Source organism: Mesorhizobium sp. Cs1299R1N1 (assembly GCF_037179655.1).
Taxonomy (GTDB): Bacteria; Pseudomonadota; Alphaproteobacteria; order Rhizobiales; family Rhizobiaceae; genus Mesorhizobium; species Mesorhizobium salmacidum.
In genome coordinates this window covers 1-1,260 of sequence record NZ_JAPYKR010000088.1, presented here as the reverse complement: position 1 = coordinate 1,260, position 1,260 = coordinate 1, and the positions used below count along the sequence as shown (strand labels likewise).

The 1,260-nt window shown below is 60.9% G+C and carries 2 protein-coding genes; both read right to left on the bottom strand.

What is annotated here, in order from left to right:
- Positions 1-32 precede the first annotated feature (32 nt).
- The gene (locus O7A70_RS33815; RefSeq protein ID WP_337144206.1) at positions 33-857 is read right to left on the bottom strand and encodes an IS3 family transposase; all 825 of its coding nucleotides are present in this window, start codon (positions 855-857) and stop codon (positions 33-35) included.
- The gene (locus tag O7A70_RS33810; RefSeq protein WP_337144205.1) at positions 830-1,180 is read right to left on the bottom strand and encodes a transposase; all 351 of its coding nucleotides are present in this window, start codon (positions 1,178-1,180) and stop codon (positions 830-832) included. Before O7A70_RS33810 ends, O7A70_RS33815 begins: the two co-directional genes overlap by 28 nt.
- Positions 1,181-1,260 lie beyond the last annotated feature (80 nt).

Sequence of the window (1,260 nt, the reverse complement as noted above, 5' to 3'; positions counted from 1 at the left end):
ATCTGGAGTGCGCCCCTGAGGGTGGACAGATATCAGGCCGCTGATTTGCCAGTCTGCCGGATGTGTTGATCCTCGAACTGCTGCGGGCTCAGATATCCGAGCGCCGAATGGAGTCTGCGTTTGTTGTAGACCTCCTCGATGAAGCGGGGAAGGTGATCTATGACGTCGTCGAAGGTTTCGAAGGCCATCGGGTAGACCGCCTCGACCTTCAGCGTCTTCATGAAGCTCTCCGCCTTGGCGTTGTCGTAAGGATTGCCTCTGCGGCCCATCGAGCCCGTCAGGCCGTTTGTTTCCAGCGCTTCGCGGTAAATCTGCGCGGCGTATTGGGAGCCCCGATCGGAATGATGAATGCAGCCGGACGGCGGCTGGCGCCGTTCAATGGCCGCCTTCAAGGCTGCCATCGTCAGCCGCGCATCGATCGATCGGCCAATGGCGTAGCCGGCGATCATGCGCGACCAGGCGTCGAGAATGACTGCGACGTAGACGAAGCGGGTCGGCAGCGCGACATAGGTTATGTCGGAGACCCAGAGCTGGTTCGGGCCGGTTGGAACGATGTCCCTGGCCAGGTTGGGGAAGATCGGGCCATCATGATCGCTGTCGGTGGTGGCCACGAAGCGCCGCCTGATCTTGGGCTGCAGATCATGCTCGCGCATCAGGCGCCGGATCTTCTTGTGGTTCACGACGAGGCCTTGCTGACGCAGCGCAGCGCCGACACGGCGATAGCCGTAGAACTCGAACTCGTCGCTGATCGAGAACATTGCCTCGACGATCGCGGTGTCGTCGGCCGCGTTCTCCAGGGGATCGTAGTAGGTGGAGCGCGCGATTCTCATCAACCGGCATCCTTCGGCAACGCTGATGCCGCGGGGCCGGTGATGACGGATGTAGTCCCGCTTCTCGGCCGCGGTGCGTTTCTCAGAGCCCCCTTTAGAAACTCTAGTTCCAGAGCCTGTTTACCGACCAACCGTTCGAGCGCTGCGATCCGGGCTTCGTATTCCTGGATCAGGTCAGCGGCCTGCGCATCATCGTCGAACGCTCCTTGCTCATATTTGCGGACCCAGATGCGGATCAGGTTGCGCGAGACATTGTGATGCTTAGCCAAGCCGTGCAGCGTCTCGCCGGCGATGAACTCCTGCGCGACCTGGCGTTTGAACTCGATGCTGTGACTGCGGTGCTTTGCCATGGGTTCTCTCTCCGAAAACCCGGAAGGCTGGTCAATCCACACATCCCGATCTGTCCACCCTCAGGGGCGCACTCCAATCG

Coding starts and splice junctions, on each gene's coding strand:
- O7A70_RS33810 (WP_337144205.1), bottom strand. CDS start 1,180: ATGGCAAAGCACCGCAGTCACAGCATCGAGTTCAAACGCCAGGTCGCG.